This window comes from Aristophania sp. ESL1142 (assembly GCF_058107345.1).
The window spans coordinates 1,316,691-1,330,504 of record NZ_JBYLUH010000001.1 but is presented as its reverse complement, the minus strand read 5'-3'; the positions used below and the strand labels follow the sequence as shown (position 1 = coordinate 1,330,504).

Annotated in this window: 14 protein-coding genes; 3 read left to right on the top strand and 11 right to left on the bottom strand. The window is 47.7% G+C overall.

Features of this window, described 5'->3' with window-relative positions; translation table 11 throughout:
- Position 1: 1 nt before the first annotated feature.
- The 4 genes from AC3B6P_RS06295 to AC3B6P_RS06280 all read right to left on the bottom strand — a co-directional run bounded on the left by AC3B6P_RS06295 (position 2) and on the right by AC3B6P_RS06280 (position 4,969).
- Positions 2-1,414 carry a sugar porter family MFS transporter gene (locus AC3B6P_RS06295; protein ID WP_489805240.1) on the bottom strand — a complete coding sequence of 471 codons (1,413 nt, stop codon included), beginning with the start codon at positions 1,412-1,414 and terminating at the stop codon, positions 2-4.
- An 87-nt stretch (positions 1,415-1,501) separates the two neighbouring features.
- Positions 1,502-2,869, bottom strand: a complete 1,368-nt coding sequence (gene der, locus AC3B6P_RS06290; protein ID WP_489805239.1) for a ribosome biogenesis GTPase Der — start codon at positions 2,867-2,869, stop codon at positions 1,502-1,504.
- Positions 2,862-4,274 carry a PQQ-binding-like beta-propeller repeat protein gene (locus AC3B6P_RS06285; protein ID WP_489805558.1) on the bottom strand — a complete coding sequence of 471 codons (1,413 nt, stop codon included), beginning with the start codon at positions 4,272-4,274 and terminating at the stop codon, positions 2,862-2,864. The genes der and AC3B6P_RS06285 overlap by 8 nt, the downstream gene beginning before the upstream one ends.
- A complete protein-coding gene (locus AC3B6P_RS06280; protein WP_489805238.1) occupies positions 4,274-4,969 on the bottom strand; it encodes a tetratricopeptide repeat protein in 696 nt (231 codons plus the stop codon). The genes AC3B6P_RS06285 and AC3B6P_RS06280 overlap by 1 nt, the downstream gene beginning before the upstream one ends.
- Positions 4,970-5,078: 109 nt before the next feature.
- Here AC3B6P_RS06280 and AC3B6P_RS06275 point away from each other — a divergent pair, with 109 nt between their 5' ends.
- Positions 5,079-5,999, top strand: coding sequence for a glycosyltransferase family 2 protein (locus AC3B6P_RS06275; RefSeq protein WP_489805237.1), 921 nt, complete (start codon positions 5,079-5,081; stop codon positions 5,997-5,999).
- A 22-nt stretch (positions 6,000-6,021) separates the two neighbouring features.
- Here AC3B6P_RS06275 and AC3B6P_RS06270 read toward each other — a convergent pair whose 3' ends face one another.
- The 6 genes from AC3B6P_RS06270 to AC3B6P_RS06245 are packed head-to-tail and all read right to left on the bottom strand — an operon-like array spanning position 6,022 to position 11,204.
- On the bottom strand, positions 6,022-7,341 hold the full coding sequence (locus AC3B6P_RS06270; RefSeq protein WP_489805236.1) for a dihydroorotase: 1,320 nt from the start codon (positions 7,339-7,341) through the stop codon (positions 6,022-6,024).
- The gene (locus tag AC3B6P_RS06265) at positions 7,331-8,269 is read right to left on the bottom strand and encodes a glycosyltransferase family 9 protein (protein WP_489805235.1); all 939 of its coding nucleotides are present in this window, start codon (positions 8,267-8,269) and stop codon (positions 7,331-7,333) included. Before AC3B6P_RS06265 ends, AC3B6P_RS06270 begins: the two co-directional genes overlap by 11 nt.
- Positions 8,270-8,271: 2 nt before the next feature.
- Complete coding sequence (gene dnaQ / locus AC3B6P_RS06260) at positions 8,272-8,964, bottom strand: DNA polymerase III subunit epsilon (protein ID WP_489805234.1); 693 nt, start codon at positions 8,962-8,964, stop codon at positions 8,272-8,274.
- A gap of 7 nt (positions 8,965-8,971) precedes the next feature.
- The gene (coaE, locus tag AC3B6P_RS06255) at positions 8,972-9,598 is read right to left on the bottom strand and encodes a dephospho-CoA kinase (protein ID WP_489805233.1); all 627 of its coding nucleotides are present in this window, start codon (positions 9,596-9,598) and stop codon (positions 8,972-8,974) included.
- Between the two features lie 11 nt (positions 9,599-9,609).
- Positions 9,610-10,446 carry a shikimate dehydrogenase gene (locus AC3B6P_RS06250; protein WP_489805232.1) on the bottom strand — a complete coding sequence of 279 codons (837 nt, stop codon included), beginning with the start codon at positions 10,444-10,446 and terminating at the stop codon, positions 9,610-9,612.
- Complete coding sequence (locus AC3B6P_RS06245; protein ID WP_489805557.1) at positions 10,443-11,204, bottom strand: N-formylglutamate amidohydrolase; 762 nt, start codon at positions 11,202-11,204, stop codon at positions 10,443-10,445. The genes AC3B6P_RS06250 and AC3B6P_RS06245 overlap by 4 nt, the downstream gene beginning before the upstream one ends.
- Positions 11,205-11,356: 152 nt before the next feature.
- Here AC3B6P_RS06245 and argH point away from each other — a divergent pair, with 152 nt between their 5' ends.
- Both argH and AC3B6P_RS06235 read left to right on the top strand, forming a co-directional pair.
- Positions 11,357-12,799: an argininosuccinate lyase gene (argH, locus tag AC3B6P_RS06240; protein ID WP_489805231.1), complete on the top strand. Its 1,443-nt coding sequence runs from the start codon at positions 11,357-11,359 to the stop codon at positions 12,797-12,799.
- Between the two features lie 4 nt (positions 12,800-12,803).
- The gene (locus AC3B6P_RS06235) at positions 12,804-12,944 is read left to right on the top strand and encodes a hypothetical protein (RefSeq protein ID WP_489805230.1); all 141 of its coding nucleotides are present in this window, start codon (positions 12,804-12,806) and stop codon (positions 12,942-12,944) included.
- Between the two features lie 3 nt (positions 12,945-12,947).
- On the opposite strand, the gene gluQRS is transcribed toward AC3B6P_RS06235, so the two are convergent.
- Positions 12,948-13,802: a tRNA glutamyl-Q(34) synthetase GluQRS gene (gene gluQRS, locus AC3B6P_RS06230; protein ID WP_489805229.1), complete on the bottom strand. Its 855-nt coding sequence runs from the start codon at positions 13,800-13,802 to the stop codon at positions 12,948-12,950.
- Positions 13,803-13,814 lie beyond the last annotated feature (12 nt).

The window sequence follows — 13,814 nt, the reverse complement described above, 5'->3', positions numbered from 1 at the left end:
TTTAATCTCCTAAATGACGCAGTGCTTTTCCAGCATAAAGATTGGCTTCGATCCTCTCCAATGTGATGCCTTTTGTTTCCGGCACGAAGAAAATCGTAAATAAAATAAAAAGGCCATTACATAGCGCAAAAATAACGAATGTCAGGCTTCCACCGATCATGCCCATTACAACCGGGAAAATGGCTGAAATAACCATATTGGCTGCCCAATTCATTAATGTTGAACACCCAATGCCAAAATCACGCCCACTTGTGGGCTGGACTTCAGAACACAAGGTCCAGACCAGTGGACCGGCACCAATCGCAAATCCAGCAACAAAAAACAGGATCAAACCACAAAGAATTGTCTCAAGCACCAGGTTGTCAGTGCCACTGCCCAGAATAGCGGCCGCACCGAGAAGTGATGCAACCATGATGACGCAGCTTGCAATTAGAAGTGGCTTACGCCCCCACCGATCCGAATAAACAATCGCGATACCGGTTGAAAGCATATTAACCAATCCGACAAGTGTCGTTGCCCAGATCGCCGCATGTGTCCCGAAATGAGCCGCCTGAAACACTCTTGGAGCATAATAAAGGAGCGCATTAATCCCTGTTAATTGCTGAAAAATCTGCAACATTAAGCCCAAGGCTACAGATCGACGGAAATTTTTATTGTCACGAAAAAGAGCAAAACCTGGCTCATGATTTTTCTCTAATCTTGACTGGATCCCCTTTAACTCTTCATCCGCCAATTCTTTATCAGAACGAAGCATATATAAAACATGACGGGCACTTTCGCTTTGTCCTTTGAGGACCAGCCAGCGTGGACTTTGAGGCAGGATACGAACTGAGACCATAAAAAGAATGGCAGGAACAACCATAATCCCAAGCATCCAGCGCCAATGCCCTCCATTGGACAAGATACCATCAAACACAAATGCCAGAAAAATACCAACTGTTACCATTAACTGGTAAAAGGCGATCATGGCACCACGCGCAGATTCAATCGTTATCTCTGAAATATAGAGAGGCGCCGCAAAAGCTGCGATTCCAACAGCCAGACCAAGCAATATACGACCCACAAAAATAATCGTCACACTCGGTGCCAGAGCACAGAAAAGCGTACCGATTACAAAAAGCACCGCCGCCAGGAACATAGCCCCTGTTCTGCCGAATTTTAGGGACACCCGTCCTGCAACTGCGGAGCCTATAACAGCGCCACCCATCATTGTACCTACAATCCATCCCTGGATTGCATCACTGGCATGAAAATCAACAGCCATAAAAGGAAGCGCACCTGAAATAACCCCGGTATCAAGACCAAACATCAACCCGGCCATACCAGCAATCAGAGCCAATGCAATCCCACGCCCTTTTCCACTCTGGGAACCCCCTTCACCACCATGAAGGGACATTTTTTTTATATCCACCATATTATTTTCTCCCAAGACAAGTGGTTCTTAAGTTCAGGCCCCGAAGACAGCCTTCCCCACCAATTTTATAAAATTTCACCTGAAATCTTATTTTTTGTCCTGAGTCGAATATGGATTGCGCGTTCCTCGCAACTGCAGCCTGATAGGCACACCGGGCAAATGGAACACTTCACGAATTCCATTGACCAGATAGCGTTTATATCCTTCAGGCAGCTGCTCAACTCTCGTTCCGAAAATTACAAAAGTAGGCGGACGAGATTTAACCTGAGTGATATAGCGTAGTTTCAATCGCCTTCCATCAACCAGCGGGGGTTGGTGCCGTTCAAGAGCCTCCTCAAACCAACGGTTTAAATCACTTGTACCAACACGCGCATTCCACACTTCACTAGCCTGCCTAACCGCTGGAATCAGGCGAGAAAGCCCTTCTCCCGTCAAAGCAGAAAAAGTTACAACTGTGATACCACGCATCTGCGCAAGAGAAGACTCGATCCTGTCCATAATGACTTCACGTGTCTTCTTACGATTTTCTATTGCATCCCATTTATTAAGCGCCAGTATACAGGCGCGGCCCTCGCGTTCAATTAGTCGTGCAATTTGTAAGTCCTGCTCATCAACCCCTCTGGTTGCATCAAGCACAAGAACAACGACCTCTGCCATTTTCAGAGCTTCGATAGAGGCTGAGACAGACATACGCTCAAGCCCCTGATCCACACGGGCTCTTTTACGCATTCCTGCCGTATCAACAACCTCAATCCTGCCATGTTCATCTTCAATGAAAACACTGACAGCATCACGTGTCAGCCCCGCTTCCGGACCTGTAATCATGCGCTCTTCACCTAGAAGGCTATTGAGCAATGTTGACTTACCAGCATTGGGACGACCGACAATAGCAATCCTCAGAGGCTTTTCCTCTTCAGCTTCTTCCTGCTCTTCTGGTGGCAATCTATCGACGATCTCACTCATAAGATCGGCAATTCCCTCACCATGCTCGGCAGAAAGTGCCAGTGGGGCTCCTAAACCAAGGGAGTATGCCTCAAGGGCAGCCTCGGTTCCTGCCTTTCCTTCTGCTTTATTGGCAACAAGAAGGACAGGACGATTCTGTTTTCTCAACCAAGTCGCAAAATGCGCATCAATAGGTGTAATGCCAGCACGCGCATCAATACAGAAAACAACTAGATCAGCCTGGGCAACCCCTTGCTCCGACGAAGCGCGCATGCGCCCGAACAAAGTCTCAGGAGCCGATTCTTCCAGCCCAGCTGTGTCGATAAGGCGAACGGAGCGCCCACGCAAAAGGGCATCCCCTTCCTTGCGATCACGCGTAACACCAGGCTCATCCGAGACGATAGCCTGCCGTCTGCCAACCAGACGATTGAACAAAGTAGATTTACCGACGTTAGGACGTCCTGCAATAACAACGACCGGGCGTTTTGATGCCCGCTTAATTTCTTCAGCCATAGGCGCGTAATACACCATCCTGACTTAATGTCAGCACATTTCCGTCACAAACAATTGGCTGCACCTGACAAGATGCAGGAATATTCTTAATTTGTTCAATTTTTCCCGTAGCAGCATCGACGATAACCATACCCTCTTTAGGCACGGAAGAGAAACAAACGAGCTTATTATTAACCAGCAAAGGCCCCACCCACTCAATCTGACCTTTCATTTTTTTCTGATGCTGGAAACGACGCAGCTGCCGGATCCAGCGCACCCGCCCGGAAATACGATCAAGACAGGCTAACTGCTGATCAAGAGAGAGGACAAAGAGCCAGTCACCACAAACACAGAGAGGATTCTGGCTACTGACTTCACGCTCCCAAAGCCTCCTGCCCGAGCGTAAATCAATCGCCACCAGCACCTGCGACATAGAGGCTGCATAGGCTGTACCATCCATAATGACGGGAGCACCACGAATACAAGCAAAGTCCAGAATACCGCCGCGCCCGTTACCACCCCCAAGACTATCACTCCAGACCAGCTCACCTGAGGTTGCACGCAGTGCTACAAGCTCACCACTTCCAAAACCTGCAAGCACAATCCCATCGACAAAGGCAGGCGTGGCATTACCAAACAACCCTGTATCAACGTCCGTTGCCTGATAAGTCCAGACCTGACGGCCAGTTTTCACATCCAATGCATAAAGACGCTGATCTATGGTCGAAAAAACCATCAAACCATCCTGCACGACAGGAGCTGAGCGACCAGGCGTTATTGTTGAAACACTCCATTTTATATGGCCGTTAGACGCATCCAATGCGAGTGCCTGTGCAACACCATCAACAACGTAAAGTGTATCACCTACAAGGGATAAACCACCCCCCAGATTGGTGGAACGTGTATGTTTAGCAGGCTGACGACTCCAGATATGACGTCTTTTCGGCCAGCTAAAGGCATGCACAGCACCCTGGGCATCAGCAACAAAAATCCGCCCATTCCCGATAACAGGGGGGGATTGCAAGGCGCCATGATTATTAGGAAAAAACAGAACCAATGACAGGAAATCAGCAGGATCGACTTCTGCCCCGACAGAGCGGCTCCATTGCGGTTTGGTAACAGCATTCCAACGGGCATTGATCGCTTTATGAGAGGGATCATGCCCATCCATTGTCCATTCATGGACATCCTCAACCGGGGGCAGGCTGAATGTGTTTTGCTCATTATGGGCAACACTCAAACCTGCACCAGTAGAAAGCACATCAAAACGACGACCGATTACTCTGGTTTTTTTTTCGTCACTACTAAAAAGACCACATCCGCCCAGCCCAGTGAGCGCCCCAGCTGAACAAGCCATTTTCAAAAGATTACGTCTGCTGAAAAGAGACGCTTTTTCATCAGTCTTATGGAAAAAATCACGCAGCATCATTTGACATCCCCCAAAGTCCTCAAGAGCAATCCTGCCCTCTGGCGCAGAGCCTCACTGGAATCAGCTGAAGTCTGAATCTCAATCAGTAATCTTTTCGCTTCCTTGCGCTGATCTGCCGTATTACCAGGCTTCAGGTCAAGAGCGACTATTCCCTCACGGGCCAAAGAGGCAAAGCTACCTCCTTTTTGAATGAGGGACTCGTATCCTTTTCTCAGCTCTGGATCAGCCAATGTCTCTGCCTGTGCATTAAGAGAGAGATACAAGGCCAATTCCCTGAGAGCTGATTCCGTTTTTTTATCTGACTCGACTTTTCCCCAGAGAGACAAAGCCGCTTTATCATCTCCATCTTCCTTTTTCAGGTCAGCCAGTCGCATCATGGCGTAAGCCCTGATTCCTTCAGGGGCATTACTGGCAAGATCATTCAGAATGGACTCTGCCTGTTTCCTCTGTGACTGGATGTCAGACTCCTGCTCTCCTACTGAAGGAGACAACATATGCAAGGCAGAGAAATAACGGACAGATGCTTTTTCCTGCATTTTCATCAGACTATGATGCTGCCAGAACCAGACCCCGCCCCCCGCCAATACGAGAACCACCAATATCACAGCTATAATACCAAAACGACGTGCCGCCTGTGCTAGACGTTCCTTACGCTGTTCTTCTTGCATTTCCTGAATAAAATCGTCAGTCACACTGCTTTCCCGCTGGATCATCTGTCAAATTGGTGCAAGCATACGTGACAATTTGCTTTCAGCAAACAACCTGAAAGCAATTTCATTGATAAAAACAGGTCTGATTTTGATGTCAGTGGTTAAAATCATTATGATGCAGAAAAATGAGGGGCCTTTTCTGGCGCGATGGCTCGCTCATTATAGCAATATTTTTGGCACCCATAATCTTATCATCTTCGATAATGGCTCAACTGATCCTTATAGCTTGGCACTTCTTAACGAAGCAGAATATAGAGGCGCTATTATTGAGCGCCGCTTCACCAAAACAGAAGATTTCCGGCATAAGGGCCGTCATTTCACGACTCTGATCAATAGACTAGATCAGGATTGCAATTATGACTTCGCCCTCCCTGTTGATTGCGATGAACTTCTCGCCGTTTTTACGCCCATCGGCCTCTCCACCGAAAAAGAAAAAATTCTGGCTGAATTTGACAGATTAAGAGGACAGCGTAGCGGCTTTGCAATTACACCTTCACTCTTTAATGTCCCCGCCCAACCAGGATGGTTTACGCCTAACAGACATTTCCCTAAGGGATTTGTCCCATCAAGATGTAATGCTGTCATTGATGATGGGCACCATATACCCGCCTCAATGGAGGTTGGAGGGCAGATGCCAACAAAATTCACCTATCTGCATTTTCATAATCGCCCCTTTGAAGAAATGCAGACCTATTGCCGTGCAAAATTAAGTCTTGAACTTGATGATGTCACAAATCACGAAAAACTGCGTGAGCATGAGAGTCTCGCGAGACCGGGAGGGCATATGGTGCGCCCCCTTCTTCTTGATGAAACAGGCTATAATCATATTTACGACAATGAGTTACAGCTTTATTTTGAAGGTAATGGGATTCTCCTTCGCACCCCAACAGCCACCTGCTTATGGGATGCCCAGCGTTATCTTATAAGACACCCTGATACTGAAGCTTATGGGGCTGGCCCGCTTTTCCATTACCTTATGCACGGTTTTCTCGAAGGAAGAGAGCTCCCCTAATAACAACCTTCTTCCTAATCAGTTACGGAAGAAAAGAGATCGTTCTCCCCTGATTAGCAGACAGAATCTCATCATCGCGCATCACGACATGCCCCCGGACAATAGTCCCTACTGGCCACCCTTTTACCGTCACACCATCATAGGGCGTCCATCCTACCGGTGATGCAATCCAGTCATTGGTAATCATTCGCTCTTTTTTCAGGTCAACCAATGTAAAGTCTGCGTCATATCCAACAGCCAGACGCCCCTTGGTCGGAATACCATAAATACGCGCAGGCCCAGCCGCCATAACATCAACAAGATGCGCAAGCGACAGACGACCCGCATTGACGTGATTTAACATTAAAGGGACAATTGTCTGCACGCCCGTCATCCCGGATGGACATTCCAGCCAGGGGAGCTTTTTTGCTGCCAGAGGATGAGGCGCGTGGTCAGAAGAAACCACATCCACCCGTCCTTCACGCAGCGCTTTCCATAAAGCCTTATGGTGACGCTCATCACGAATAGGGGGATTCATGACAGCAAGTCCGCCAAGACGTTCGTAACATTCCGGTCCTGTCAACGTCAGGTGATTAGCCAGAAGCTCGACAGATGCAATATTACGGTGTTCCTCTAAAAACTGTAACTCTTCTGCTGTCGAGACATGGAGAATATGAACAGGGCGGCCCGTTTTGTGAGCCAGAGCGACAATACGTTTTGTAGCCCGTAAGGCGCATTCCACGTCACGCCATTGGGCATGCATCGCATAAGGCTGTCCTTTCTGGAAAAGCGATTTTCTATCCCTCAAGCGATATTCATCTTCTGCATGAAAAGCCACGCGACGGTGACCAGAGTGCAGCACAGCTTCAATTCCCTCATCACTTTCGACCATGAGTGAACCTGTTGATGACCCTGCAAAAACTTTTACGGCACAGACACCCTTTTCCTGCTCCAGCTCAGCAAGAAGGGGCGCATTTTCACGCGTTGCACCGACATAAATGCCTACATCAATATGAGCGACCTGATTAATATGATTACGTTTCCATTCCAGCATGGCCGCATCCGTAATGGCTGGATTGGTATTTGGCATATCCAAAACACTCGTCACCCCTCCCAGAGCGGCAGCACGTGTTCCTGTTGCGATTGTCTCAACATCTGGCTTGCCCGGGTCGCGAAAATGGACCTGAGCATCCATAAGACCAGGCAGAATATGCAGGTGAGACGCATCTATGACCTGACCTGCCTCATCTGTCGCACTGACATCAAAAGAAACGATGCGTTGGTCTTTAACGCCAATATCTGCTTTGGCCTCTCCCCAGGGAAACACACATGTCCCATGACGCAGGATCAGATCATAATACATAATGTGGTTTTCCTTCCTTCAAAAGAGGCTGTTTCTTCTGTGATTGTTTTAACAGAAGCTGTGCAGAGCGAAAGACTTCATCAACGCTGATTTGGCACATATCACCTTCGCCCTCTTTCCCCGGAGCTGATAGAGCCATGGTAGAAAATCCAGATGGCGCATATTGCGAAGCTTTACTGGGACCGAACAGCCCTAAAGTTGGTATTCCGACTGATCCAGATAAATGCATGAGACCCGAATCATTACCGATAAAAAGAGAACAGCCCGCCAGACATGCAGCCACGTCAGAAAGCGCCTTTCCCCCACCATAATCATGGCATGGCAAATGCGTTAGAAGAAGCAGGGCACCGTTACGTTCATTCTCTCCAGCACCATAAAGAACAACTATTTTATAACCCAACCTCAGAAAACGACGCCCGATTTCAATGAAATTTTCAGCCGGCCATTTTTTATAGGCCGTGCCTGCTGTCGGCCCCAAAGCCAGCCATTTTTCACTTGAGGGAAAAAGACGTCGTGCCTCTGCCATTGTCTCTTTTTTTAGCCATACACGAGGCAAGGGCACATCCTGCAATCCTAAAGACCGCGCCTGCTGTAGAATTTTCAGACCTGGCCTGCGCCCCCCTTTAACAAAATATCGTTCACGACTCCATAATGCCCAGCTAATAAGGGAAGAACGGAGATCTACCACCATAAACCAGTGATGAAGCACCGTCTGACACCATAATTTCATCCAATGGCGGTTATATGTCTGCTTCTCCATCCCGATCAGACGTTCACATCGTGGAAAACTCTCAAAAAGCGATGTAATATGTGTACCACAAACAATTGTAAAAGAGGCTGATGGATAAAGCTCTGACAAAGCAGAGAGCACGGCTGTTGAGATCACAGCATCTCCCAGACGATGTGAGGTGATAAAAAGTATTTTCACCCTTATTTCATCCAGAGTGGGTCTGTAATCGTTTTAAGAAATTCTGCATGACGCGCTAGCGTCCCCTGATCAGGAGCTTCCATGGGACGAGGCACACGATCATAGCTCTGACGCTTTATGTTTAACTGGCTTATCCTGTTTTCCTGTCGCTCCATTCCAGCCAGTCCAAGCCCTCTCTGCCGCCCTCCGATAAGCTCTACATAAACGTCCGATAAAAGGCGACAGTCAAGCAGGGCATTATGGGTACCACGTTCTGATAAATCTATACCAAACCGGCGACATAAGGCATCAAGACTTGCGGGCATACCTGGATATTTTTTTCGTGCCATCATCACTGTATCAATGGCACGTACCTGATAATCTAGTGGTTCCCTACCACATCGTTTAAGCTCAGCATTGATAAACCCAAAGTCAAATTTCGCGTTATGGGCTATCATTTTATCATCAGCGATAAAATCCAGAAACGCATCAGCAATATCAGCAAATTTCGGCTTTCCCAAAAGGTCTTCACGCGTAAAGCCATGAACCTTGGTCGCTTCGGGCGGAATATCACGTTCAGGGTCGATCAGAACATGAAAAAACTTCCCTGTACGGAGATCGTTTTCCAGCTCCAATGCCGCAATCTCAATAACCCGATCACCCATTTCAGGGTCAAGGCCGGTCGTTTCTGTATCGAAAAGTATGGAACGGACCATGACGCCCTTAACCCTTTTTACTATTGTGAAAATATGGATTTTTGAGCTGTTTTACCAAAGACACACTCTGGCGCAATGTCCAGTTACGGGAAAGACCTGTCTGGAGGACAAAATCCGCACGCTGACATTTAATCGCCTCGGGGAGCTGGCGTTTTATAAAATGACGCGCTTCCCGCAGAGACATTTTCTTTTCTTTCTGGAAACGCTTTCCTAAACGTTCCAGGCGCACTCTTAATGGCGCATAGGCAACAATGACCTTATCACATTTCTTATAGGCCCCGCTTTCCCATAAAAGTGGGATATCCAGCACGCATAACTTTCGCCCCTGTCGGCGACAAGCGCGGATGAAACAATCCCTCTCCCGGCGGACCAGAGGATGTATGATTGCCTCAAGTTTTTTTAAATCATGCGGATAATCCAAGAGATGTTTACGAAGCAGACCCCGATCAAGCTGCTTGCCGCACACGACATCAGGAAAATATCTCTTCAATAAGGGTATGGCTTTTCCATGAGGGGCCTGGAGTTTTTTAACACAGAGATCAGCATCAAAAACCGGGATATGAAATTGACGAAAGCAGGAAGCGAGCGTGCTCTTACCCGCTGCCATCCCTCCTGTAAGGCCGATCACCCGCATAAGTAATGCCCTTACACCTTATGATTCAAATCATCATCAAGACGTTTCATCAGAGCCTCATCCATCTCGGGTTTAACACCAAACCAAAGACGAAACCCCTCTAAAGCTTGGCAGACCAACATTCCCAATCCATCGACGGTCTTCAGTCCCTTCTTCCGTGCAGCCAGAATCAGAGGCGTATCTCTGGGGGTATAGACAATATCAGCAACACAGAGTTCAGAAGAAGCGTGTTTGAGGCATTTATCCCAATCAAGAGACGCAACACCATGCATGCCCAAAGATGTTGCATTAACAAGCAGAGAGGCTTTCTCCAGATGCTCTGGCCATTCGGACCAATCAACAACCTGACCGTCTTTCAGCGTTTGAACTAATGTTTCAGCCCGATCACGCGAGCGATTCGTAATGATGACGTTCATCCCTCTATCCAGTAATGCTGCGATAACGGCACGCGCTGCACCGCCAGCCCCCAGAATAATGGCCGTTCCTTCAAGATTATGGGCATGAGTGAGGACATTTTCACAAAAGCCAGTACCGTCTGTGCAGTCCCCTATAATACGTCCCTTTTCAAATAAAATCGTATTGACAGCGCCAGCCCGCTTTGCGGTCTGAGTTAATTCATCACATATGGAAAATGCAGCTTCTTTATGGGGGATTGTTACATTCACCCCTTTAAATCCAGCCGCCGCGAGCCCTCTCAAAGCTGTTTCAACCTCGCCTGGCGCTACTGGCAAGGGGACGTAAGAGGCATTAAGGCCATATTTCTCACACCAATAATTATGCATCAGGGGAGAGCGCGAATGTGCCACAGGCCAGCCAACAATGCCTGCTAATTGTGTTTCTCCATTCATTCAGAGGCTCCTTTTATTCTTCTTTCCTGCCAATAAAGAGGCAATAAGCGCGCCAGACGCTCAGCCCATTCTTCCTGCCCCTCACGATCAGCAATAAGGTCCTGCCTAATTTCTATCTCAATAGCCGGCATAGCACGTCTGGCTGCATGGTAAGGCACCGTATAATCATTCAGTTCAGTGAGGATATAAGGTTCGTTATCGCCAACACACAGCCCTTCTTTCTTCATCAATCTGATCATGATTTCAGCGCTTATAGGGTCATGGTCATGTAGAAGCCCGACATGCCATGGTCTTTGAAATCCATTCATAATAGGCGTAAAACTATGTAGCGACACCAGAACTGTCTCTTTATGATTTCTTTGCAACAACGCCTCTTCTATGGCTGCATGATAAGGATGCAGAATAGCATCTTCACGCTTTTTACGTTCTTCAGGTGTAAGAGACTGATTTGCCTCTATAATCGTAAAATCACTCACCTCTGGAATTGATGTCGGATGACCTGGAGAACGGTTACAATCAATAACAAGCCTGGAATAAATCTGCTCAATCAAAGGGGCGCCAAGTAATTCATGCAGCAAATGACCCACCTGTTTTATCCCGATGTCGGACGCGATATGACGCTGCCAGTCAGACTCGCTGACACCCATTGTACCAAGCTGTTGAGGAACGTGACGCCCTGCGTGATCGCTCACCAGAAGAAAGACACTATCAGAAGACAGCTCTTTTTTTGCAAAAGGGGTTGGATCCTGTTCACTCAAAAAACTCACTTTTCTTCCCTTTCAGACCACCCACTCAGTAAAAAACTGTAGGTTTTACTGAATTTAATTACACCGTCATCACTTGGCCACTTTACCGTTATGACGCTATTATAATCATTATCTGTCCTTTTCTGTCAGCATAATCAGGCATCATGACGCACAAAAAAACTGAAAACCAAATCGCCACTTCTTCGAAAAATGCCCAATGGGGGGGAAGATTTTCAGGCGGACCAGCCGCCATTATGGGCGAAATAAATGCGTCAATCAGTTTTGATCAGCAATTATGGCGTCAGGATATCCAGGGCTCTCTTGCTCATGCTGCCATGCTTTGCAAGGTAGGGCTCTTAACACCTCAGGAAGAAGAGCAGATTCGCAATGGTTTAAATGACATTGCGCGCGATATTGAAGCAGGTAAGTTTGAATTTTCCGAAGCGCTTGAAGATATTCATATGAATATCGAAGCCAGACTAGCTGAAAAGATTGGAGAAGCCGGGAAACGCCTTCATACTGCGCGCTCTCGTAATGACCAGGTTGCAACAGATTTTCGTCTATGGGTCCGGCAGGCAACAGATAGTATTATTACCCAGACAGAAAGTCTCATGCTCACACTGGCGCGTCAGGCTCTTAGCTATCACGCTTTACCTATGCCCGGTTTTACGCATTTACAGGTTGCACAGCCTGTTACATTTGGCCATCATCTCCTCGCTTACGTCGAAATGCTCTCCCGTGATGTTTCCCGCCTGAAAGATGGTCGTAAAAGACTTAATGAATGTCCTTTAGGTTCTGCGGCCCTTGCAGGTACATCTTTCCCTATAGACCGTCAGATGACAGCTCATATCCTTGGCTTTGACCGCCCAACTGCCAATTCGCTCGACGCTGTGTCAGACCGTGATTTTGCCTTGGACTACCTCTCCAGTCTTTCTATTGAAGCCATGCATCTTTCACGTCTAGCGGAAGAAATTGTTCAATGGGCTTCGGCTGCGTTTAACTTTATCAGACTTTCAGACGGGTTTACGACAGGCTCTTCCATTATGCCCCAAAAGCGCAATCCTGATGCCGCTGAGCTGGTGAGAGCTAAAATTGGCCGGATTATGGGCGATTTTGTTGGACTGTTAACCGTCATGAAAGGTCTTCCCCTTGCCTATGCCAAGGACACGCAGGAAGATAAAGAGCCTGTTTTTGACGCAACCCGCGCTATTACCCTCTCTCTCGCCGCCATGGAAGGAATGATTAGCGATCTTAAACCCAATGAAGAGCGTATGAGAGAACTGGCAGGGGCCGGATTTTCAACAGCAACTGATCTTGCCGACTGGCTGGTACGTGTTTTACGCGTCCCCTTCCGCACGGCTCATCACATCACAGGTACATTAGTCGGTCTTGCTGAAAAAAAACAATGTGACCTTTCTGACCTAACATTGAGCGAAATGCAGACAGTTGAACCAGGCATTACAAAAGATATTTATTCGGTCCTGACGGTAGATTCTTCGTTAGCCTCACGCGTCAGTGAAGGAGGGACAGCACCACAAAACGTAAAATTACAAGCTGAAAAATGGATCATTATCCTAAGTCAGCACAAAGATAATCCCGAAGGATAATTTTATGAAATTCAGTCGTATTTTGCTGCTTTCATGTGCCTGTCTGGCCCCTCTTCTCTTAGCTGGCTGTGGAATCAGGGGGAACCCGCAGCCCCCCGGTCCTTCAAGAGACGTCACTTACCCTCATTCTTATCCACCGGAATAAAAGCTACAAAATCAGTGAGGCGGAAAGGGCCTCTTGAACGAGGGGATGGGCTTTAACCTGACTGGCTGACCAGCCTCGTTTCCTCAGTTCATGGACACCCTCTGCTCCGTCACGTTTTGAGAGTTTTTTCCCGCTTTGATGATCTATGATAAGGGCGTGATGGGCATAAACAGGTTCGGACCATCCCATTAGTTCTTGCAAGACACGGTGAATCGCTGTCAGAGGCTCGATATCCATGCCTCTTGTAATACACTCCATTCCTTGTTCTGCATCATCGCACGTAACGCATAGATGATAAGAAACCCCCGTATCACGACGCGCCAGAACCACATCCCCAAAAGCTGAAGCGTTTCCTGGGTGAAACCCTTTTCCAGCACAATAACCTATCTCCCGCCAGCCAGGCTCTTCACCTAAATAATCCAGAGCCTTTTGCATATCCAACCGCCATTGCGGCAGAATGGACTGTTTTTGATCAACGACTAATCCACGACATTTTCCATTATAAACCCAGCTTCCATCAGGAGCTTTTTTGAAGGCATTTTCAGCTACTTCCCGCCGGGAACACCAGCAGGGATAAAGAAACCCGCGCTGTCGTAATTCATTCAAGACAGCGTTATAAGCTACTTTATGCTGAGACTGGACACGTACCATTGTCCGTGGCCATAAACCCAGCCACTGAAGGTCATCAATCAGAGATGATCTGAACCGATCCGTGCAACGCGTTTCATCACAATCCTCAATCCTGACGTAATAATCTCCCCCAGAGCTAGCTAGAGCCTGTGCATAAAGCGCAGAAACAACATGTCCCAGATGGAGATATCCTGTCGGACTGGGAGCAAAGCGCGTTATGTAAGACATTGCATCCCGCCC

Bases quoted from the DNA above. Each gene is read 5' to 3' on its own strand.
- AC3B6P_RS06295 (WP_489805240.1), bottom strand. From the start codon at position 1,414: ATGGTGGATATAAAAAAAATGTCCCTTCATGGTGGTGAAGGGGGTTCC.
- der (WP_489805239.1), bottom strand. From the start codon at position 2,869: ATGGCTGAAGAAATTAAGCGGGCATCAAAACGCCCGGTCGTTGTTATT.
- AC3B6P_RS06285 (WP_489805558.1), bottom strand. From the start codon at position 4,274: ATGCTGCGTGATTTTTTCCATAAGACTGATGAAAAAGCGTCTCTTTTC.
- AC3B6P_RS06275 (WP_489805237.1), top strand. From the start codon at position 5,079: ATGTCAGTGGTTAAAATCATTATGATGCAGAAAAATGAGGGGCCTTTT.
- AC3B6P_RS06270 (WP_489805236.1), bottom strand. From the start codon at position 7,341: ATGTATTATGATCTGATCCTGCGTCATGGGACATGTGTGTTTCCCTGG.
- dnaQ (WP_489805234.1), bottom strand. From the start codon at position 8,964: ATGGTCCGTTCCATACTTTTCGATACAGAAACGACCGGCCTTGACCCT.
- coaE (WP_489805233.1), bottom strand. From the start codon at position 9,598: ATGCGGGTGATCGGCCTTACAGGAGGGATGGCAGCGGGTAAGAGCACG.
- AC3B6P_RS06250 (WP_489805232.1), bottom strand. From the start codon at position 10,446: ATGAATGGAGAAACACAATTAGCAGGCATTGTTGGCTGGCCTGTGGCA.
- argH (WP_489805231.1), top strand. From the start codon at position 11,357: ATGACGCACAAAAAAACTGAAAACCAAATCGCCACTTCTTCGAAAAAT.
- AC3B6P_RS06235 (WP_489805230.1), top strand. From the start codon at position 12,804: ATGAAATTCAGTCGTATTTTGCTGCTTTCATGTGCCTGTCTGGCCCCT.
- gluQRS (WP_489805229.1), bottom strand. From the start codon at position 13,802: ATGTCTTACATAACGCGCTTTGCTCCCAGTCCGACAGGATATCTCCAT.